Consider the following 20730-nt stretch of genomic DNA (forward strand, 5'->3'; position numbering starts at 1 on the left):
GATCGGCGTCAACGTGTTTCCGCCGACTGTGGAGCGCGAGCTCAACGTGCTGAAGGTCGACGCGGCCAGCGTCCGTGCCCTGCAGATCGAGAAGCTGCAACGGCTGCGCGCCGAGCGCGACGAGGCGCGCACGCAAGCCGCCTTGAACGCTCTCACCGAGGGCGCGAAGGGGAGCGCCAATCTCTTACAACTCTCCGTCGAAGCGGCGCGGGCCAAGGCGACCGTCGGCGAGATTTCGCTGGCGATGGAGAAGGCGTTCGGCCGCCACGTCGCCGAAGCGAAATCGATTTCCGGCGTCTATCTCGCCGAAGCGGGCGACGGAGACGACGCCAACCGGCGCGTCATCGCCATGACCCGGGCCTTCGCCGAGAACGAAGGCCGGCCGCCGCGCATTCTGGTGGCGAAGATGGGCCAGGACGGCCACGACCGCGGCCAGAAGATCATCGCCTCGGCGTTCGCCGACTTTGGCTTCGAGGTCGAGATCGGCCCGTTGTTCGCCACGCCCGAGGAAGTCGCAGCGCTCGCGGCGGAGAAACGCGTCGACATCGTCGGCGTCTCGTCGCTCGCCGCGGGGCATCTCGCGCTGGCGCCGGCGCTGAAGGCGGCGTTGACGGCGGTCGGCCTCGGCGAGGCGCTGGTCGTCGTCGGCGGCGTCGTGCCCGAGCAGGATTTCGCGCCTTTGCGCGCCGCCGGCGTCGACGCGATCTTTCCGCCCGGCACGGCGATCGCCGCATCGGCGCAGAGCCTGATCGAGCGGCTCAACCAGCGGCGCGGTTACGTCCAGCGCGGCGCGGTGTGAGGTTGGAGCGGATTGCGGTTGCGTGGGATCGCGCCATCCGGTTATTGCGCGCAGCCACGAAGCGATCCAGGCGTCCATAGGGCTCGAGCCTTTCGAACCCCGGGATCGCTTCGCGGCTGCGCGCATCGCGTTGATGGCGACATCGGCAGAACGCAAATTGCTCTGAGGCGCAACAGCCGCGGTGGCGCAAGCGTGTCAGGCGTCCCATTTTGGCGCACACGGCGCATTACGTAATCGGCCCCCGTATTGCGCTTGACACCGTGATTTCCCGTCGGGAGAGATTGCGGTGGGCGAAAAAATCTACGCGATTGTCGATCGGACAATCGAATATACGCGCGAGCTGCTGGAGACGTCGCAGATCGACTGGGCAGTTGCGCGCGTGGGGCTCGACAGGATTCACGACTCGCTAGCCTGCGAGTCGCCGGGCCATCCCGCCCTCGATCGACTGCGCGATTTCATCGTCGAGCAGGATCGCATTTACCGGCCGCACTGAGGCCGCAGCGCTCTCGCTCGGTAGGGAGCGAATTCGCTCAGCGGCCGTACAATCCGGTCAGCCTCGCCTTGGCCAGCGTGTGGAAGTGCAGGTTGAAGCCGACCACAGCGGCGGAGGATTGCTCTTCGGCGTCGAGCTTGGCGACGTCGACGGCGAACATGGTGAACTGGTAGCGATGCGGTTTGTCGCCGGGCGGCGGGCAGGGGCCGCCATAGCCGACTACGCCGTAGTCGGTGCGGCTCTGCACCGCGCCCTTCGGCGCCGCCGCGCTCTTGGGATCGCCGGCGCCGCGAGGCAGGCGCGTGACGGTCGCCGGAATGTTGAACACGACCCAATGCCAGAAGCCGCTGCCGGTTGGGGCGTCGGGATCGTAGCACGTCAGCGCGAAACTCTTAGTCTCGGGCGGCGCGCCCGACCAGCTCAGCGCCGGCGAGATGTTGCCGCCGGCGCAGCCGAACCCGTTAAACGTGTGCATCGCGCCGATGAGTTCGCCCTCGGCAATGTCGGAGCTGGCCAATATGAATCCGGCGGTCGTCGTCTGCGCGCTCATCGGACTCTCCCCAATCCATTGGCCCGCCGCGAGCGCGGCGGTTCAACCGATTGTGCTGACTGGCGAGGGATTGGCAAGCGCCGAAGCGCCTGCGCTTCGCGCAATCAATTGTGACGAAGGCGATTTGACGAGCGCGCGAAGCCGATTGTATGACGAAATGCTTGCGCGACGAGAAGCGTTCGGTCGACGCGGAGGAAGCCATGCGGGAGGCCAAATTTGCGCGCGCAGGGCGCAAACGCAATCTTGCGGCGCGCTCCGGGGCGATGCTGCAATTCACCGAACTCGGCTTCGGCGCTGGGCCGCTCGGCAACCTCTACCGGCCGATGACGGAGAAGGAGGCGCGCGCGACCCTCGACGCCGCCTGGGCGGTCGGCTGCCGCCACTACGACACCGCGCCTATCTACGGCCTCGGGCTCTCCGAGACGCGGCTGAACGGATTCCTGCGCGCCAAGCCGCGCGACGCCTTTGTGATCTCGACCAAGGTCGGTCGACTGCTGCATCTCTGCCAGCCCGAGGAACGCTCGTTTCAAACCGGGTTCTTCGAGACGCCGTCCCGTCGCGAAAGCTTCGATTACAGTTACGACGGCGTGATGCGCTCGCTCGAATTCTCGCTCGAGCGGCTCGGTCTCGACCGCGTCGACATCGTCTATTGTCATGACGTCGACGTCTTCACCCATGGCACGCGGGAAGCGGCCGACGCGCGCGCGCGCGAATTCATGGAAGGCGGCTACAAGGCGCTGGCGAAGTTGCGCGACAGCGGCGCGATTCGGGCGATCGGGGCCGGGATCAACGAGTGGGAGGTCGCCGAGACGCTGGCGCGCGCCGGCGATTTCGACGTGTTCCTGCTCGCCGGCCGCTACACCCTGCTCGAGCAGGAGGCGTTGCAGTCGTTCCTGCCGTATTGCGTCGACAAGAAAATCGGCGTCGTCATCGGCGGGCCGTTCAATTCTGGCGTTCTCGCCACCGGACCCAAACGCGGCGCCCGCTACGACTACCGGCCGGCGCCGCCGGCCGTGCTCGAGCGCGTGCGCCGCATTGAGACGGTCTGCAAGGCCCACGGCGTCAAGCTGGCGGAGGCCGCGCTGCGCTTCCCGCTCAGCCATCCAGCGATCGTCAGCGTCATTCCAGGCGGCCAGAAACCGGGCGAAGTGCGGCGAAACGCCGCGATGCTCAGCGCCCAAATACCAGCGGCGATGTGGCGGGAGCTGAAGGCCAAAGGCCTTTTGCGCGCCGACGCGCCAACTCCACGTTGAAGGAGCCAACCATGTTGAAATCGATTGATCCCCTGCTCGGCCCGGACCTTCTCTATGTCCTGCAGGCGATGGGGCACGGCGACGAGCTGACGATCGTCGACGCGAACTATCCCGCCCAATCCGCCGGTCCCGACGTCATTCGCCTCGACGTCGACGCGACGCGGACGCTCGACGCGGTGTTGAGCGTCTTGCCGCTCGACACCTTCGTTCCCGAGGCGTGCTGGCGTATGCAGGTCGTCGACCATCCGAACCAGGAAGAACCGATCTTCGCTGAATTCCGCGCCATCATCGCCCGCCGCGAGGGGCCGCAGTTCAAGCTCGGCGGCATCGAGCGCTTCGCCTTTTACGAGCGCGCCAAACACAGCTTCGCCATCCTGTCGACCGCCGAGCGCCGACTTTACGGCAACATCATCCTCAAGAAGGGCGTGATCCGCCCCGACTGACGAGACGGCGTTGCAATGCCGCAGGCGCGCGGGAACTGCTCTCCGCGCGCGATGCTGATCGCGCGGGCGATGGCGGCGCTCCATTCGCGAACGGCTGAGGCCGCGCCGCTCAGGCGTCGGCCCACACTTCGCGCGCGACCGCGACGCAGCGCTCGAGCTTGCGCCACTCGTCGGCCTCGGCGAGGTCGTTGCCGTGCGCGGTCGAGGAGAAGCCGCACTGGTGGCTCAGCGCGCATTGCTCGAGCGCGACGTATTTCGACGCTTCGTCGATGCGCCGCTTGACCGCGTCCTTGGGTTCGGCCTCGGGATGTTTGGAGCTCATCAGCCCGAGGACGATCGTCTTGCCCTTCGGCGTGAAGCGCAGCGGCGCGAAGTCGCCCGAGCGCTCGTCGTCGTATTCGAGGAAGAAGCCGTCGATCTTCATTTCGTTGAGCAGAATTTCGGCGACCGGCTCGTAGCCGCCCTCGGCGACCCAGGCGCTCTTGAAATTACCGCGGCAGAGATGGACCGAGATCGTCATGTCCTTCGGCCGGTCGCGGATCGCGTCATTGACCAAACGGCAGTAGAGCCGGGTGAGCGCGTCAGGATCGTCGCCGCGGGCGCGCGTGCTCTCGCGGATCTTCGGATCGCAGAGATAGGCGAGATTGGTGTCGTCGAGCTGCAGGTAGCGGCAGCCGCGCGCCGCCAGATCGGCGATCTCGTCGCGATAGGCGGCGGTGAGATCGACGTAGAACGGTTCGAGGTCGGGATAGGCGCTCTCGCTGATCGCCTGCCGGCCGCCGCGGAAATGCAGCATCGACGGCGCCGGGATGCAGACCTTCGGCGTCCTGGTCACGACGCTCTTGAGGAAGTCGAAGTCGGGGCCCTGGATCGGCTTGGCGTGGCGGATCTTGCCTTCGACGTGCATGGTCGGCGGCTTGAAGCCGACTTCGCTGCCGTCGTCCTTGCGGAATTTGGCGACGAACTCGCCGTAGTGGGTCTCGACGCCGTCGAGCCGTTCGAGGAAGTCGACGTGGAAATAGGTGCGGCGGAATTCGCCGTCGGTGATCCCCTTGAGGCCAACGTTTTCCTGCGCGCGCACGACCTCGCGGATGCATGCGTCCTCGATCGCGCGCAGTTCCCCGGCCGGCAGGGTCTTGGCGAAAAATCTCTCGCGCGCCGCCCTCAGCCGCTCGGGGCGGAGAAAGCTGCCGACATGATCGGCGCGGAATGGCGGCTGGGTCATCGTAGTCCTCCCTGATCTGGTTGGGCGAGGTTCTACCAGAGCAGGGGGCATTGGCAATCCGCGGACCTTGCGCGGGGCGTCAGCCGACCGGCACGGCCAGCAGCGGCCAACGCGCGTCCTCCAGCACCTGCGCGCTGGCGCTGCCGCGCACCGCGTCGAGCAGGCCGTGGCGACCAGCCGTCGGCATGGCGATCGCGTCGACCTGGAGTTCGTCGGCGGCGGCGAGGATGGTTTCGACCACCGCGCCGTCGCGCAGCAGGATCGGCATGTCGAGGGTGACGTCGTTCTCGTCGACGAGAGCGGGAGGGCGCTTGCCGACATGCATGAGCCTGATTTCAGCGCCGCTGTCGATCAGCGCCAGCATCGCTTGGATGCGGCGGATCGCCGGAACGCTGTCGAGGCCGCTGGCGATCGGCATCAGGATCCGCTTGAGGCCGATGGCGCCGGTCTTCGGGTCGACGAACCCGCGCCGGCCTTCGCGCAGGAACAGGCTCATCATCCGCCCCTTGCGCAGCAAACTGGTGTGGACCGACGCGTCGGTCCAACGGGTCAGCGCCTTGTTGGGGTAGTTGGCGAGAACGACCAGATTGCAGAACGCGTCCTCGAGATATTCGAGGATGCCGGCGCGGGCGTTGCGCGCGGCGACGCTGACGCTCGACACTTGCAGGTCGAGGTCCTTCTCCCAGCGGTCGTAGGCGGCGTCCGGCCCCAGCACGCCCCAGCCGACCAACAGGTCGCGAACTTGGCGTAACCCCTGCGTCGGCGAATAGAACGACTGGTTGTCGACCCGGACCAGCAGCAGCCGCAGGATCGACTTCGACGCCAGCGCCATCGCGACGGCGTGGGCCATCGCGGCGGCGTCGCCCGGCGCAAAATCAGTTGGATGGACGATGACCGGACGTTGCGGACTGGCTGGCGCCATGGTTTGTTCCGCCATTGAGGCCGCGGCATTGTGACCACCGGGCGTTGAGCGAGGCTGGAGCGGCCTATTCCGGGGAAACGACGACCGCGATGTCGGGATCGCCGACGCCGGTCAGTTGCAGCGTTGCCGGTTCGGCGGCGATTCGGAACTTGACGCTTTTGCGCGCGTTGGCGCAGCCGGTCGCCTCGGAGAAGGCGACCGCCTTGAGGAACTTGCCGTCCTGGACGACGTCGATCCAGCCTCCCGCCGACAGGGTGACCTTGTAGACCCCCGCCGCTGCGGGGGCGTCGAGGGCGAAGGCCCCCGCGTAGCTCGGCGAGAACTTGGGCGGCCGCTCCGGCGCCAGCGCGAGCTTGGCCTCGGCGAACGGGATGAGCTTCAGCCGCGCCCCGGCGTCGGCCGGCAGCGTCGCGCCGGGCGCGAGCGGCCCGGCGGCCGGAGCGGCGAGCGCCGCCTGCTCGTGGGCGATCGGCCACTTGAACTGGTCGCAGCCGCTCGATTCCGCCGCCGCGGCGACGCCTGATCCCAACAGCCAGCCGGCGTAGCCCGCGCTCAAGAGCCCGGCGGCGAGCAGGATGCGAAGCCTCGCTCCCATGGCCTTCTCCCCCGGCGGCCTGATCGCCGCCGGGCGGCATAATGACGGTGGCCGGGTCCGGGTTCAACCCGCCGCGACAGGGGCTGTGGCCGCGCCCAAGTTGCGCCGCCGGTCCCCATCCCCTAAAGCGACCGCCAATTCCCCCTGGAAACCCCCCGCGATGATCCGCTCCGCCCTGATGACCATCATGACCAACGCCGCCATCAAGGCGGGCCGCGGTCTGAAGCGCGATTACGGCGAGGTCGAGCAATTGCAGGTGTCGCTCAAGGGGCCCGGCGACTTCGTCAGTCTTGCCGACAAGCGGTCGGAAAAGACGATCTTCGACGAGCTTTCCAAGGCGCGGCCGGGCTACGGCTTCGTGATGGAGGAGGCCGGCCGCGTCGAAGGCTCCGACAAGAGCCACACCTGGCACATCGACCCGCTCGACGCGACGACCAATTTCCTCCACGCCATCCCGATCTTCGCCATTTCGATCGCGCTCGAGCGCGAGGGCCAGATCGTCGCCGGCGTCGTCTACAACCCCGCCACCGATGAGACCTATGTCGCCGAAAAAGGGCAGGGGGCGTTCGGCGGCGCGCGCCGGATGCGCGTCGCGGCGCGGCGCGAGCTGTCGCAAGCGCTGATCGGCTGCGGCATTCCCCACCTCGGCAAGATGGCCGAACATCCGGCCTTCAAGGCCGATCTGGCGGCGGTGATGGCGCGCGTCGTCAACGTCCGCCGCCTCGGCTGCGCTTCGCTCGATCTCTGCTATGTCGCCAACGGCCGCTTCGACGCCTTTTGGGAGCGCGGCCTCCATTCCTGGGACATCGCCGCCGGGGAGCTGATCGTGCGCGAGGCCGGCGGCTTCGTCACCGATTGCGACGGCGGCGCTGATTACCTGAAGACCGGCGATATCCTGTGCGGCAACGAGTTCATCCACCGCGAGATGTTGGGGCTGCTGCGCGGCGCTTCGGGCGCGCGCCCGAGATAATTCAGGGCTTGACGCGCGCCCCGGCCGCGACGCTAGCATTACAGAACCTGAGATTCGGTCCTTGGCCTCGATGTTCCCTGATCCGATCGTTCGCCGTCGCCGCGGGGGCTGGCGCGGCGGCGGTTCCGCGAAAGCCGCGCGACGATGAGCGCGCTCGTCCTGCTCCTTGGCGGCGACGCCGCGCTGCTGGCGTTGAGCCTAGCGGCGATTGCGGCGGCGCGAAGCCGGAACGGCGGCGTCTTCATCTACGCCGCGGCCTGCGCGATCGGTTCGGTTCTGCTCGTCGGCGGGGCTTATCACCTGCTCGGCCGTCACGCGCCCGAGGAGCTTGCGCTGCCGATCGGCCTGCCGTGGATCGGCGCGCATTTTCGCCTCGACGCGCTGTCGGCGTTCTTCGTGATCGTGGTCGACCTCGGCGCGACCGCCGCGAGCCTCTACGGGATTGGCTACGGGCGCCACGAGCGCGATCCCGCGCGCGTGCTGCCGTTCTATCCCGCCTTTCTGGCCGGCATGAATCTCGTGCTGCTGGCGAACGACGCCTATTCCTTCCTGGTGTCGTGGGAGTTCATGTCGCTCGCCTCCTGGGCGCTGGTCATGGCGCATCACCGCGATTCCGACAACCGGCGCGCGGGCTACGTCTATATCGTCATGGCGAGCTTTGGCGCTATCGCGCTGCTGCTTGCGTTCGGTCTGCTGGCGAGCCCGGCGGGAACCTATGTCTTCCCGGCGGAGGCTTACAACTTCGGGGCGATGCGCGCCAACGCCGCGACGCCCGGGCTGGCGGGCCTCGTGCTTGCATTGACGCTGGTCGGCGCCGGGTCGAAGGCCGGCCTCGCGCCGCTTCATGTCTGGCTGCCGCTCGCCCATCCCGCCGCGCCCAGCCACGTCTCCGCGCTGATGAGCGGCGCGATGACGAAAGTGGCGGTCTACGCTTTCGTCCGCATCGCGTTCGATCTGTTGGGGCCGCCCGCCTGGTGGTGGAGCCTCGTGGTGCTGGCGCTCGGCGGAATCACCGCGGTCATGGGCGTTCTCTACGCGCTGATGCAGCACGACCTCAAGCGCTTGCTCGCCTATCACACGGTGGAGAACATCGGCATCATCTTCATCGGACTTGGGCTCGCCCTCGCTTTCAAGGCCTTCGACATGCCCTCGGCGGCGGCGCTGGCGCTGACCGCCGGTCTGCTGCACGTGTTCAATCATTCCGTCTTCAAGAGCTTGCTGTTTTTCGGCGCCGGCGCGGCGCTGACCTCCACGGGGGAACGCGACATGGAGCATCTGGGCGGCCTCATCCGCCTCATGCCGCTGACCGCGTTTACGTTCCTTGTCGGTTCGGTCGCCATCTCGGCGCTGCCGCCGTTCAACGGCTTCGTCTCCGAATGGCTGACCTTCCAGGCGATCCTGCTCAGTCCCCAACTGCCTTCATGGGGTCTGAAGCTGTTGGTGCCGGCTGTCGGGGCGTTGCTCGCGCTATCAGCCGCGCTCGCCGCCGCATGCTTCGTCAAGGCGTTCGGCATAACCTTTCTCGGACGGGCCCGGACGGAGGCGGCCAAGCGCGCGACGGAGGCCGATCGCTTCTCGCTCGCGGCGATGTTCGCATTCGCGACGCTGTGCCTGATCGCCGGCGTCTTGCCGGGCCTGTTCATCGACGCTTTGGCGCCGGTGGTGAGAAGTCTCGTCGGCGCCCGGATGCCGGTGCAAATGGGGATCGACTGGCTGTCGATCGTGCCCATCGCCGAAAGCCGCAGCTCCTACAACGGCCTTCTCGTGTTCCTGTTCATTGTCGCGTCCGCCTCTCTGGGCGCCGCGGCGATCCATCGGCTGGCTTCCGACGCCGTGCGAAGGGCGCCAGCCTGGGATTGCGGTTTTCCCGAGCCCAGCCCGGCCACGCAATACACGGCCACCAGTTTCGCCGAGCCGATTCGGCGCGTGTTCGGCGGCTTCGCCTTCGGCGCCCGGGCCGAGGTCGACATGCCAGCGCCGGGCGACATGCGACCGGCCCGCATCAAGGTCGTGATGAACGATCTCGTATGGGAAACGATCTATCTGCCGGTCGTCGCTGCGGTCACCTATCTTTCCACCCGACTCAACCGACTGCAGTTTCTCACCATCCGGCAATATCTGAGCGTCGTCCTCGCGGCGTTGGTCGCGCTTCTTCTCGTGCTCGCGGCCTGGCCATGACCGATCTCGCCGTCAATCTGGTCTTCCAGCTCCTGCAGATGCTGCTGGTCGTCGGCCTGGCGCCGCTGTTGACCGGGCTGGTGCGCAAAGCGAAGGCGCGGCTGCTGCGACGCGAGGGCCCGCCGTTGCTCCAGCCCTATCGGGACCTCGCCCGGTTGGCGCGCAAGGAGGCGGTGGTCGCCGAAGGCGCCTCCTGGCTGTTCCGCGTCGCGCCCTATGTCGTCCTCGCCGCGACATGGGTCGCGGCGGCGCTGATCCCGACCTTCGCCACCGGGCTGTTGTTCAGTTGGTCGGCGGACCTGATCGCCATCATCGCCCTGCTCGGCGCGGCGCGGTTCTTCCTCGCGCTCGCCGGGCTCGACGTCGGCACAAGTTTCGGCGGCTTGGGCGCCAGCCGCGAGGCGATGTTCGCCACGCTTGCCGAGCCGGCGATGATCGTCATCGTGTTCAGCCTCGCGCTCATCGCGGGTTCGACGCAACTCTCCACCGTCGCGGCCTTCATGGCGTCGTCGGCGGTCGGATTGCGCGTCACGCTCGGCATGGCGCTGATCGCGCTGATCATCGTCGCATTGGCGGAGAACGGCCGCATCCCGGTCGACAATCCCGCCACCCATCTCGAACTGACGATGGTCCACGAGGCGATGATCCTCGAATATTCCGGGCGGCACCTCGCGGTGATCGAACTCGCCTCGATGCTCAAATTGCTGCTCTACATCTCGCTGATTGTCTGCGTCTTTGCGCCCTGGGGCCTGGCGATCGCTGACGCTGGCGTCGGCGATCGCCTGTTCGGGGCCGTCGTCTACGTCGTCAAACTGGGGGTCGCTGGGTTGATGCTGGCGACGTTCGAGACCAGCATCGCCAAGATGCGCGTCTTCCGGGTGCCGGATTTCCTCGGCGCGGCGCTGATGCTCGGTTTTCTCGGCGCGCTGCTGCTGTTCGTATCGCGGACGCTGAAATGACCGGGCTCTCGTTCGACGTCTCGCATCTGCTCGCCGGCGCGCTGGTGCTGGTCAGCTTCATGCTGCTCTACCAGACGCGGCTCTACGCGCTGCTCAATGTGTTCGCGCTGCAAGCCGTGGTGCTGTCGCTGTCCGTCGCCTGGCAGGCCTATGTGCAGGGCGCGGCGCATCTGTATGTCACCGCGGCGATCGCATTTGCGTTCAAGGCGATCATCATTCCTGTGGCGTTGCATCGCATCATCGCCCGACTCGGCATTCACCGCGACGTCGAGAACGTCGTCGGCATCGGCCCGACCATGCTCGCCGGCCTGGCGCTGGTGGCGCTGTCGGTGGTGGTGATGCTGCGTGTTGCGAGCGAGGCGGACGCGCTGGCGCGCGAAGATCTCGCCTTTGCTTTGTCGGTGGTGCTGCTCGGCATGCTGATGATGGTGGTGCGGCGCAACGCGGTCAGCATGGTGGTCGGCTTCATGTCGCTCGAGAACGGGCTGATCCTCGCTGCAGCGGGCGCCAAGGGCATGCCGCTGGTGGTCGAAATCGCCGTCGCGTTTTCTGTGCTGGTCGCCTTGACGGTGATCGGCGTGTTTCTGTTCCGCATCAGCGAGCGGTTCGAGACCGTCGACGCGCGAGCGCTCGACCAATTCCAGGGAGACCGACTGTGAGCGGGCTCCCTTTCGACGGCGTGGCGGCGATCCTGATCCTGCCGGCGGCGACGGCGGCGCTGCTCGCCTTGCTGCCCGGCTATCGGCTGTCGGCGGCGATCAACGTCGCGTCGTCGTTGGCGACCTTTGTCGCCGCGATCTCGTTTCTGTTCTCCAAGCCGGCGAGCAGTGACTATTTTCTGGTCGACGACCTCAACATCGTCTTCGTCGTCCTCAACACCTTTGTCGCCTTCACTTCGAGCGTGTTCTCGGCCAGCTATATCGCCCACGAGCTGGAGATCGGTCGGCTGACGCGGCGCCATCTTCGCTTCTATCACGCGATGTACCAGACGCTGCTGTTCGCGATGAATCTCGCGCTGTTGGCCAACAACATCGGCCTGATGTGGGTGGCGATCGAGATGGCGACGCTGACCACGGTGGCGATGGTCGGCATCTACCGCACGCCCGAGGCGATCGAAGCGGCGTGGAAATACTTCATCCTCGGCAGCGTCGGCATCGCGCTGGCGCTGTTCGGCACCATTCTCGTCTACATGGCGGCGCGCCCGGTGATGGGCGAAGGGATCGACGGCATGGTGTGGACGAAGCTGATCGCGCGGGTCGGCGAATTCGAGCCGGCGCTGCTCAACCTCGCCTTCGTCTTCCTGATGCTCGGCTACGGCACCAAGGTCGGACTCGCGCCGCTGCACGCCTGGCTGCCCGACGCGCACGCCGAAGGCCCGACGCCGATCTCGGCGGTCCTTTCGGGGCTGTTGCTCAACGTCGCGCTCTACGCGGTGCTGCGGTTCAAGCTGCTGCTCGACGCCAACGCCGGCGCGATCGCGCCTGGCCCGCTGATGGCGACGCTGGGCATCGTCTCGCTGATTTTCGCCGCCTTCATGCTCTACCGCCGGCGCGACATCAAACGCCTGTTCGCGTTCTCGTCGATCGAGCACATGGGGATCATCGTCTTCGCTTTCGGCATGGGCGGGCCGCTCGCCAATTTCGCCGGTCTGCTGCACATGACGATGCACTCGCTGACCAAGTCGGCGATCTTCTTTACCGTCGGCCATATCGCGCAGGCCAAGGGAACGCAGAAGATCGCCGACATCCGAGGCCTGACCGTCTCCCATCCGGCGCTCGGCTGGAGCCTGGTCGTCGGCGTTTTCGCCATCGCCGGGCTGCCGCCGTTGGGCATTTTCACCAGCGAGTTCCTGGTCGTCAGCTCGACCTTTGCGCGCCAGCCTTGGCTGGCGCTGCTGCTGGTCTTGGGACTGCTGCTCGCCTTCGGCGCGTTGATCCTGCGCCTGCAGGGGATGGCGTTCGGCGAGCCGAGCCCGGGCGACAGGCGCTCGACGGCGTCCTCGCTGCCGATCGCGGCCCATCTCGGGCTGGTTCTCGTGGCCGGTCTCTATCTGCCGCCGCCGCTGGTCGCCTGGTTCCAGCACGTCGCGGCGATGTTGCGCTAGGGGAGCCCGCGCATGACGACGGCCAAACCGACGCAAGACGAGACTTGGGGCGAGGCGATTCGGCGGCTCGCGGCCGGCGAAGCGCGGCTCGTCGCCTTGTGGGCCGACGGGACGGAAGCGCGCATGGCGCTGTCGGCGGCGCGGCCGGAAGTCGAGCTCTTCCGCTACGCCGCCGTCGACGGCGCTTTTCCCTCGGTCGGCGCGGCGCATGCGCCGGCGATCCGCCTCGAGCGCGCGATCGCCGACCTCAGTGGGCTGAAGGCGAAAGGCGCGCCCGACGCGCGGCCTTGGCTCGACCATGGCCGCTGGCCGCTCCGCCATCCGCTCGGATCAAACGCCCCGGCGGGCGGCGGCGAACCGGAGCGCTACGCCTTTCTCGGCGCCGAAGGCGTCGGGCTGCATCAGATTCCGGTCGGGCCCGTGCATGCGGGGATCATCGAGCCGGGCCATTTCCGCTTTCACGCCAGCGGCGAGACGATCGTGCGGCTGGAGGAGCGGCTCGGCTATGTCCACAAAGGCGTCGAGCGTTTGATGGCCGGCGCCGATCTCGCGCGCGGCGCCGAGCTCGCCGGCCGGGTCAGCGGCGACAGCACGGTCGCCTACCAGATCGCCTTCGCCCGCGCGATCGAAGCGGCGACTCGAATGGTCGCGCCGCCGCGGGCCGCTTGGCTGAGGGCGCTGATGGCCGAGATCGAGCGGGTCGCCAATCACCTCGGCGACATCGGCGCGATCTGCAACGACGCCTCGTTCGCGCTGATGCACGCCCATACCGGCGTGCTGCGCGAGCTGACGCTGCGCGCCGCCGACGCCGCTTTCGGCCATCGGCTGATGATGGATCGCGTCGCGCCGGGCGGCGTCCTCGTCGATCTCGATCGCGATCGCCGCGCCGCCTTGCGCGAGCTGACGACGACGATCCGCGACCGGTTTCCGCGCCTGGTCGAGCTCTACGACAACACCGCCTCGCTGCAGGACCGCACCGTGGGCGCCGGCAGGCTCGATCCCGGACTGGCGCAGCGCTTCGGTTGCGGCGGGGTGATCGGCCGCGCCTCGGGCCGCGACTTCGACGCGCGCCGCGACCATCCCTATTCGCCCTACGACGAGCTGCGTTTCGAGACGCCGGTGTGGAAAGAGGGCGACGTCAACGCGCGGGTGTGGGTGCGCATCCGCGAAGTCGAGGAATCGTTGCGCCTGATCGGCCAGATCCTCGATCGGCTGCCGGTCGGCCCGATCCGCTCGGAGCGCGAGCCCGCCGGCCGAGCCGGCGAAGGCTGGGCGCTGGTCGAAGGGTTCCGCGGCGACGTCTTCGTCCACGTGCGGCTTGACGACGACGGACGGATCGCGCGCTGCCATCTGCGCGACCCGTCGTGGTTCCAGTGGCCGCTGCTCGAAGCGGCGATCGAGGGCAACATCGTCGCCGACTTCCCGCTGTGCAACAAGTCGTTCAACTGTTCCTATTCAGGTTGCGACCTCTGAGGAAGGCGAGGAGACGATGCGCCGAACGCTGATCGAGGGGCTGCTGAACGGTCCGCTGACCGAAGCGGCGCCGGGCCCCGACGATCCCGAACTCGCCGCGCTGGCGCAGGAGGTCGAGCGCGCCGCCGCCGCGACCCTCGGCCGCAGCCTGTCGATTCGTCACGTCGACGCCGGCTCGTGCAACGGCTGCGAGCTCGAGATTCACGCGCTCGGCAACGCCTTCTACGATCTCGAGCGCTTCGGCCTGCGCTTCGTTGCTTCGCCGCGTCACGCCGACGTGCTGCTGGTGACGGGACCGGTGACGCGCAACATGCGCGAGGCGCTCGAGCGGACCTACGCCGCGACGCCGGCGCCCAAATGGGTGGTCGCCTGCGGCGCCTGCGCCAAGGACGGCGGCGCCTTCGCCGGCAGCTACGCCATCGTCGGCGGGATCGGCGAGGTCGTGCCGGTCGATCTCCACGTGCCCGGCTGCCCGCCGCGACCAGCGACGCTGCTGAAAGCGTTGCTGGCGCTGCTCGACGGCCGCGGGCGCTAGCCGTGAAAATCTGACGCCTGGGCCCCGCTACGCGGGTCGGCCATGGGCGCAAGGCGCGTCTAGCGCGGCGCCGAGGTCTCGCTTGTCGTCATAGCCGGGTTGGAGCCGTTTCCGGATGAAGGATGGGCCACGAAGATGAAATAGCCGGCAAGCAATAGCGCGAGAACGCTCAGCGATATGAAGAGCCGGGAAGGCGCGACAGCGGCGGCTTTGAACAGCGCCGCAGGAGCGGAAACCTTGTAGCTCGGAGATCGCGGCAAGAGCGCGATCAAGCGAGCGGCTATTGTCGCCGCGGATAGACCTGTCGCCGAGTCCATCGGCGTGGCGGCGATCAGCGCAGCCAGCCGCTCCGTCGCCCTTTCCTTGGGCATGCGCGCCAAGCTCGCGGTCTCTTGCCACGGGTCGACGTCGAATCGAGCCAGCGCCGAAAGGACGCTCAGCGTCGTTCCATTTCGGTCCTCGCCGATCGACGCGAATAGGAAATCGTCGAACTCGCGGCCGAGAAGAGGGGTGAGCGCGGAATGGGTCATTTCATCAGCTATGCTTCTCGTCGAGGGCGAACGCGTTGGCGCGTCCCGTCAGGCTCGGAAACGATCCGCATCCTTAGGCGCCCCGCCGACGCTCGACCTCGCTTCGAGGGCGCGATTCCCGGGCGGAGCGGCATTTGAGGTCACCAGGACTTCCACCGCCATCCCCGCGAACGCGTCGCTGTTTCCGACGTAGCTGCCGGCGACCGGCATGGCTTGGCGGACATTGCGGGCGACGGCGACGGGGATGAGGTTGGAGCCGCCGACGCTACGGTTGGTCGGATCGAAGCTGATCCAACCAGCGCCGGAGACGAAGACTTCGCCCCAGGCGTGGGTCGATCCGGCGTCGGCGGATCCTGTCAGACTGCGATCGGGATTGAAGAGGTAGCCCGAGACGATCCTGGCGCCGAAACCGAGGCATCGCGCCGCTTCGACGAACAGTTCGGCGAAATCCCGGCAAGAGCCCCAGCCGCGATCCAGCGTTTCTCGCGGCGACTGCGTGCCTTCGTCGTCGCGGCTCTGGTAACGGATCCAAGCGGAGACGCCGAGGCTGAGGTCCTTGAGCAGCGCGAGCGTATCGGTTCGATCGCCGCCGACGAACCCCCGCGCCCATTTCGCCAACCGACCGGTCGGGTCCGAATATTGCTGGATGGTCAGCGCGCCGAGGTCCGTCCATTCGTCGTCGGAATAGCGAAACGGATAGACGATCGCCGAGGCCGCGATGTCGAAAACCGGCCACGCGGAGCTGTAGAGCTCGAGTTCCACGACGCTGTCGATGACCAGGCAGTCGGTCGCGCCTTGAAACATGGCGGTTGCGACGGAATTGCCGAAGACGTCGTGCGCCCATGTGACCTGCGCCGCCGGCGCAACGGTCACCGCGCTCGAGATCAACCGCAGGTCACGGCTTTCGCGCGGGCGCAGCATCAATCGATGTGGCCCCAGGCTCACCGCCCGATGATACCGGTAGGTCGTGCGATGACGAACCGTGAGCGGAATCATCGGCAATTCCTCGCGCCAATGGAGCAGACGTCGTCCACCCGGCGCCTCGGCGCGAACCCGGGACGAAAGATGCGCTTTGCCGCCGCAAGGCTTTCGCTGCGGCCGGCGCGCGGTCGACCGCGTATGCCAAAGATAGTGTCGATATCAAGAAATGTTAGGCGCCTCATGAGTTTAACTCAACGTTCGACCTGACCGGAGATCTTTCGGCCCCGTCGGCGGAGCGCCGCGGCGGATCGACCGCGGCGCTGAGTATACGGCGCCGGCGCGTTGCCCTGACGCCACATCAAGTCGAAGCAAGGCGCCAGCGGCTGGCGCGCGGCGGCGGCGCGTCTCAGCCCAAGGTGACGCGAACGCGGTGGACGGCGCCGTCGTCGGCCAGGCGCAGTCGCAACGGCCGCTCGGTGATTTCATTCCCGTCGATCTCGGCGAAGCGGACGCCTCGGCTGACGCCGGCGGGGTTGTCGACGACGATTTCGTAGCGCGCCGATTGCCGCCGAACGCTGATCTCGAACTTCGGCCACGCTTTCGGTATGCAGGGGTCGAGATGTAGGAAGGCGCCGCGAAGGCGCAGTCCGAGAATGCTCTCGACTCCCGCGCGTTGCATCCAGCCGGCCGAGCCCGTGTACCAGGTCCAGCCGCCGCGCCCGACATGGGGCGCCGTCGCGTAGACGTCGGCCGCGACCACGTAGGGCTCCACCTTGTAGCGCAGCACGTCGGTGCGGGTGCGCGCGTGGTTGATGGGGTTGAGCAGCGAGAACAGCGCGACCGCCGTGTCGCCATCGCCGAGCGCGGCGAAGGCCATCGCCGACCACGCGGCGGCATGGGTGTACTGGCCGCCGTTCTCGCGCACGCCGGGCGGATACGCCTTGACGTAGCCGGGATCCAGCGCCGACTTGTCGAACGGCGGCGCGAACAGCAGCGCCAGGCCGTCGTCGCGCCGGATCAGCTCGCGTTCGACCGCGGCCATCGCTCGCGCCGCCCGTTCCGGCGCCGCGGCGCCCGAGAGCACGGCCCAGGATTGGGCGATCGCATCGATCCGACATTCCTCGCTCGCCGCCGAGCCCAGCGGCTCGCCGTCGTCGAAATAGGCCCGCCGATACCAATCGCCGTCCCACGCCTCGCGCTCGAGCGAGGCCCGCAATCCCGCGGCGTGCGCCGTCCATTTCGCGACCCGTTTCGTCTCCCGGCGCGTCTGAGCGAGCGGAATGAAAGCGGTCAGGGCCGCGTGCAGGAACCAACCGAGCCAAATGCTTTCGCCGGCGCCCTTTTCGCCGACGCGGTTCATGCCGTCGTTCCAGTCGCCGGTTCCTATCAGCGGAAGCCCGTGGCCGCCGAGCGCGAGGCTCGCGTCGAGAGCGAGCGCGCAATGCTCGAACAAGGTCGCGGTCCGTTCCGAGACGACGGGCGCAAAGAAGCTGTCGACCTCGCCGGGCTCCAGCGCCTGGCCTTCGAGGAACGGGATCGTCTCGTCGAGGACGGCGACGTCCGCCGTGGCGTCGACGTAATGGGCCACGGCAAAGGCCAGCCACGGGCGATCGTCGGAGATGCGGGTGCGCACGCCCTGTCCGGAATGCGCCAGCCACCAATGTTGGACATCGCCTTCGACGAACTGGCGCCCAGCGGCGCGCAGCAAGTGCTCGCGCGTCAGCGACGGCAGCGCGGCGGCCAGCGCCGCGCCATCCTGCAATTGATCGCGAAATCCATAGGCGCCGCTCGCCTGATAGAAGGCGGAGCGCGCCCAGATGCGGCAACTCAGCGTCTGGTAGATCAGCCAGCCGTTGAGCATGACGTCCATCGAGCGATCCGGCGTCTTGACGACGACGGCGCCGAGAATGTCGTCCCACTTGCGCGCGATCTCGGCTTCGACGCCGTCGAGATCGGCGGCGCGGTAGCGCGTAATCAGACTGCGCGCCTCGTCAGCGGTCGCCGCCTCGCCAAGCAAGAAGACGACTTCGACGCTGCCGTAGGGCGGCAGTTCGATCTTCGTGCGCATCGCCGCGCAAGGGTCGAGACCGGCGCCGACCTTCTTCGACAGCGCCGCCGCGCCGGCGAGCGCGGCGGGATCGGCAAGCGCGCCGTTGCGCCCGATGAACTCGCGTCGATCCCCGGTCCAATCGCTCTGGGCGCCGCGCAAGTCGGCGAAAGCGACGCGCGATCCGAAGCCCATGTTCCAGGGGTTGCGGGCGAAGATCGCCCCGGTGACGCCGTCGAGTTCGGTGCACACAAACGGCAGCGAGGCCGAACGCGACGAGCCGAGAACCCATTCGACGTAGGCGGTCACGCTGATCCGGCGCGGGCGGCTCGACCGATTGGTCAGCACGAGGCGCGAAATCTTGATCGAATCGTCGACGGGCACGTATTGCGCGAGATCGGAGGCGATCTCGTGCGCGACATGCTCGAACCGGCTATAGCCGCGGCCGTGGCGGGCCGTGTATGTCGCCGCCGCGTCGCGGATGGGAAGCGCCGTCGGACCCCACACGTCGCCGGCATCGTCGTCGCGCAAATAGAGGGCTTCGCCGCTTCGGTCGCCGACGGGGTCGTTCGACCATTGCGTGATCTGATTCTCGCGACTGTTGACGGACCAAGTGTAGCCGCCGCCCTCGGTTCCCGTCTGGAAGCCGAATGTCGGGTTGGCGATGACGTTGATCCACGGCGCGGGGGTCGATTGGCCCGGCCCGAGGATGGTGACGTACTCGGCCCCGTCTCGCGTGAACCCGCCGAGCCCGTTGAAGAATTCGAGGTCGGGAGGGTGTGGCCGGAACGGCGGCGCCAACCGCGCGACGACGCGCTTCCGCGCGACCCTCGGAGATTCGACTGGCTCCAGGATATGCTCGAGCTGCTCGAACAGCCCGCCGCGCTGCGCCGGCAGAACGACCCGCGCGACGGAAGTCAGAAGGGCCCGCGTTTCGACCGGGATCAGGTCGGCGCGCAATACGAAGATGCGGCCCGCCGGCCGTTCCGCGCCGGGCTGCGGACGCGACTGGCTTGCTCTGACCAGCGTCTCGATGGCGATCTGAAGCTCCTGGACATAGGACGATCGGCGCTCGTTCAGGATGACGAGATCGACGGCGAGCTGTTTCATCCGCCAATACTCGTGCGCTTGCAGCAATTCACGGACGACGTCGAGATGCTCGACATCGGCGATGCGCAAAAGCACGATCGGCAAATCTCCGGAAATCCCCTGTGGCCACAGACCGGACTGCGCGCCGCCGCTCCGCACGATCGCATCCGAGGATGGGCGCAAGGCCGACGCCGCATAGATCACGTGTCCGGCAAGCCGCTGAAACAGCCCCGCCTCGCCCGCCGTCACGCCGAGATGGTGGAGTTGCACCTGAGCCTGCGTCCACGCCAGCATCGAAGCGCGCGCAAACGCGGTGGCGTCGCGATGCTTGTCGACGCCGTCGAGCAGCGCGGCGCGGCTGGAGGCGGCGATGGTCCAAAAGGCCACGCGAACGGTCGCGCCTGGCGCAACGCGGATGCGGCGGCGGATCGAGAAGATGGGGTCGAGGACGGCGCCGGACGAATTCGACAGCGGACGGCTGTCCGTCACGGCGATAGGTGTGCGAACGCCGCGGCCGCGACCGAGGAATCGCGCTCGGTCGGTCTCGAATTCGGGCGCGCCTACCGCTTCGCCGTCGACGACGCTCAGATGCGCGGCCCAGATTTCCGCGTCGGTCGGCGCCCGTCTTCGCCGGGTCGCCACGATCGCGCCGATGTCGGCCCGATACTCAGTTTCAACGAACAGTTTCGAGAAGGCTGGATGCGCGATGTCGGCGCTCTGAGGCGCGAGAACGATCTCGGCGTACGACGTGATTTCGATCTCGCGGGCGCCGACGCCGGAATTCGTGATCGAAACGCGGCGAACTTCGGCGTCGTCCTCGCCGGATACAAGTACGTCCAACGTCGTCGTCAGCGAGCCGTCGCGGCGCGTCACCTCGACGCGGTCCTCGTTGAAGGCCACGGCATAGGCGTCCGGCTCGACGCCGCTCGGTTGGAAGCCCGCCGACCACGCCACGCCGCTGCGCACGTCCTTGATGAAGAGGAAGGAGCCGAAGTCGTCGCAGGTCGCATCTTCGCGCCAGCGCGTCAGCGCCAAATCGCCCCAGCGGCTGTAACCCGAGCCCGCCGACGTCAGCATGGTGGCGTAGCGACCGTTGGAGAGAAGATGCGTGGCGGGCGTCGCCTGATCCGCGGAGAGGAATCGCCGTCCGCCGGAAGGCTCGACGTCGCGCGCGCTGGCGGCCGACTTCACTTCAGCCGCCCACGGGCGCGTGGCGGCGACGTCGCGCGGCATGCGCTCCTGCAGCAACAGTTCGCTGGCTTTGACGATCGGCTCGGCATGGAAGCGCCGCCGCATCACGCCCTTGAACAGAGCGTCGGCGACGGCGACGATCGTCATGCCCTGATGATGCGCCATGAAGGCGCGCACGATGGCGACGCTTTCGCCCTCCGGCACGCGCGCCGGCGTGTAATCCAGCGCGTCGTAAAAGCCGTAGCGACCTAACGCGCCGACCTCAGCCAAACGCGCCAAATTGGCCGCCGCAGCGCGCGGATCGACCATCGCCGCCAGCGCGGTGGCGTAGGGCGCGATGACCCTGTTCTCGCCGAGGCCCCGCTTCAGCCCGAGACCGGGAACGCCGAAGTTCGAGTATTGGTAGGTGAACTCCAGGTCGCGGGCGTTGTAGGCGGATTCGGATATGCCCCA

General features: G+C 67.6%; 18 protein-coding genes. 11 read left to right on the forward strand and 7 right to left on the reverse strand.

All coding sequences use genetic code 11. The annotated features are described in order from the left end of the window. The coding region (locus tag ABSF49_RS10810) for a methylmalonyl-CoA mutase family protein (protein ID WP_424112661.1) at positions 1 to 799 on the forward strand (799 nt) is incomplete at its 5' end. Between the two features lie 286 nt (positions 800 to 1085). Beyond that, a complete protein-coding gene (locus ABSF49_RS10815; protein ID WP_424112662.1) occupies positions 1086 to 1292 on the forward strand; it encodes a hypothetical protein in 207 nt (68 codons plus the stop codon). A gap of 37 nt (positions 1293 to 1329) precedes the next feature. Here ABSF49_RS10815 and ABSF49_RS10820 read toward each other — a convergent pair whose 3' ends face one another. Continuing rightward, on the reverse strand, positions 1330 to 1842 hold the full coding sequence (locus ABSF49_RS10820) for a YbhB/YbcL family Raf kinase inhibitor-like protein (protein ID WP_424112663.1): 513 nt from the start codon (positions 1840 to 1842) through the stop codon (positions 1330 to 1332). 263 nt (positions 1843 to 2105) lie between these two features. Here ABSF49_RS10820 and ABSF49_RS10825 point away from each other — a divergent pair, with 263 nt between their 5' ends. Both ABSF49_RS10825 and ABSF49_RS10830 read left to right on the forward strand, forming a co-directional pair. Next, a complete protein-coding gene (locus tag ABSF49_RS10825) occupies positions 2106 to 3095 on the forward strand; it encodes an aldo/keto reductase (protein WP_424112678.1) in 990 nt (329 codons plus the stop codon). Between the two features lie 11 nt (positions 3096 to 3106). Beyond that, positions 3107 to 3538, forward strand: coding sequence for an RbsD/FucU family protein (locus tag ABSF49_RS10830; protein ID WP_424112664.1), 432 nt, complete (start codon positions 3107 to 3109; stop codon positions 3536 to 3538). A 109-nt stretch (positions 3539 to 3647) separates the two neighbouring features. Here ABSF49_RS10830 and ABSF49_RS10835 read toward each other — a convergent pair whose 3' ends face one another. The 3 genes from ABSF49_RS10835 to ABSF49_RS10845 form a co-directional block, all read right to left on the reverse strand. Beyond that, positions 3648 to 4763, reverse strand: a complete 1116-nt coding sequence (locus ABSF49_RS10835; protein WP_424112665.1) for a 5-methyltetrahydropteroyltriglutamate--homocysteine S-methyltransferase — start codon at positions 4761 to 4763, stop codon at positions 3648 to 3650. A 79-nt stretch (positions 4764 to 4842) separates the two neighbouring features. Then, positions 4843 to 5685 carry a universal stress protein gene (locus ABSF49_RS10840; protein WP_424112666.1) on the reverse strand — a complete coding sequence of 281 codons (843 nt, stop codon included), beginning with the start codon at positions 5683 to 5685 and terminating at the stop codon, positions 4843 to 4845. A 64-nt stretch (positions 5686 to 5749) separates the two neighbouring features. Continuing rightward, positions 5750 to 6280, reverse strand: a complete 531-nt coding sequence (locus tag ABSF49_RS10845) for a hypothetical protein (RefSeq protein WP_424112667.1) — start codon at positions 6278 to 6280, stop codon at positions 5750 to 5752. 160 nt (positions 6281 to 6440) lie between these two features. On the opposite strand from ABSF49_RS10845, the gene ABSF49_RS10850 reads away from it, so the two are divergent. The 7 genes from ABSF49_RS10850 to ABSF49_RS10880 all read left to right on the forward strand — a co-directional run bounded on the left by ABSF49_RS10850 (position 6441) and on the right by ABSF49_RS10880 (position 14499). After that, on the forward strand, positions 6441 to 7250 hold the full coding sequence (locus tag ABSF49_RS10850) for an inositol monophosphatase family protein (RefSeq protein ID WP_424112668.1): 810 nt from the start codon (positions 6441 to 6443) through the stop codon (positions 7248 to 7250). Positions 7251 to 7394: 144 nt separating this feature from the next. Beyond that, positions 7395 to 9428, forward strand: coding sequence for a hydrogenase 4 subunit B (gene hyfB / locus ABSF49_RS10855; protein ID WP_424112669.1), 2034 nt, complete (start codon positions 7395 to 7397; stop codon positions 9426 to 9428). Next, positions 9425 to 10387 (forward strand): respiratory chain complex I subunit 1 family protein, encoded by a 963-nt coding sequence (locus ABSF49_RS10860; protein ID WP_424112670.1) that lies wholly within the window; start codon positions 9425 to 9427, stop codon positions 10385 to 10387. Before hyfB ends, ABSF49_RS10860 begins: the two co-directional genes overlap by 4 nt. Then, entirely contained in the window at positions 10384 to 11046 is a 663-nt protein-coding gene (locus ABSF49_RS10865) for a hydrogenase-4 component E (RefSeq protein WP_424112671.1), read from the forward strand. The genes ABSF49_RS10860 and ABSF49_RS10865 overlap by 4 nt, the downstream gene beginning before the upstream one ends. Beyond that, positions 11043 to 12491, forward strand: a complete 1449-nt coding sequence (locus tag ABSF49_RS10870) for a hydrogenase 4 subunit F (protein ID WP_424112672.1) — start codon at positions 11043 to 11045, stop codon at positions 12489 to 12491. The genes ABSF49_RS10865 and ABSF49_RS10870 overlap by 4 nt, the downstream gene beginning before the upstream one ends. A gap of 12 nt (positions 12492 to 12503) precedes the next feature. Further along, on the forward strand, positions 12504 to 13964 hold the full coding sequence (locus ABSF49_RS10875) for a hydrogenase large subunit (protein ID WP_424112673.1): 1461 nt from the start codon (positions 12504 to 12506) through the stop codon (positions 13962 to 13964). Positions 13965 to 13980: 16 nt separating this feature from the next. Continuing rightward, positions 13981 to 14499, forward strand: coding sequence for an NADH-quinone oxidoreductase subunit B family protein (locus ABSF49_RS10880; RefSeq protein WP_424112674.1), 519 nt, complete (start codon positions 13981 to 13983; stop codon positions 14497 to 14499). 59 nt (positions 14500 to 14558) lie between these two features. Here ABSF49_RS10880 and ABSF49_RS10885 read toward each other — a convergent pair whose 3' ends face one another. The 3 genes from ABSF49_RS10885 to ABSF49_RS10895 all read right to left on the reverse strand — a co-directional run. Then, entirely contained in the window at positions 14559 to 14879 is a 321-nt protein-coding gene (locus ABSF49_RS10885; RefSeq protein ID WP_424112675.1) for a hypothetical protein, read from the reverse strand. A 198-nt stretch (positions 14880 to 15077) separates the two neighbouring features. Then, positions 15078 to 16025 carry a transglutaminase family protein gene (locus tag ABSF49_RS10890; RefSeq protein WP_424112676.1) on the reverse strand — a complete coding sequence of 316 codons (948 nt, stop codon included), beginning with the start codon at positions 16023 to 16025 and terminating at the stop codon, positions 15078 to 15080. A 331-nt stretch (positions 16026 to 16356) separates the two neighbouring features. Continuing rightward, a partial coding sequence (locus ABSF49_RS10895) for a glycoside hydrolase family 94 protein (RefSeq protein ID WP_424112677.1) occupies positions 16357 to 20730 on the reverse strand: 4374 nt, incomplete at its 5' end.

This window comes from Roseiarcus sp., from assembly GCF_049514155.1.
Classification (GTDB): Bacteria; Pseudomonadota; Alphaproteobacteria; order Rhizobiales; family Beijerinckiaceae; genus Roseiarcus.